This is a genomic window from Streptomyces xanthophaeus, from assembly GCF_000725805.1.
GTDB classification, from domain to species: domain Bacteria; phylum Actinomycetota; class Actinomycetes; order Streptomycetales; family Streptomycetaceae; genus Streptomyces; species Streptomyces xanthophaeus.
Map to the genome: position 1 here is coordinate 1 of NZ_JOFT01000166.1, position 207 is coordinate 207.

1 pseudogene is annotated in these 207 nt (G+C 65.2%); it reads right to left on the bottom strand.

From position 1 onward, the window contains the following. Positions 1 to 207 (bottom strand): annotated as a pseudogene (locus tag IO30_RS41205) (dehypoxanthine futalosine cyclase); the annotation flags it as partial.

Sequence of the window (207 nt, forward strand, 5' to 3'; positions counted from 1 at the left end):
CGCATAGAACGCACAGAACTTGCACGCCGTCACACACACGTTGGTGTAGTTGATGTTCCGCTCGATGATGTACGTCGCAATGTGCTCCGTACCCGCGTAACGACGCCTGCGCACCGCATCGGCCGCCTGGCCGAGCGCGTGCAACGGCGCATGCCGGTAGAGGTCGAGCGCCTCTTCCTTCGTGATCCGGCCCCCAGCGGCGGCGCG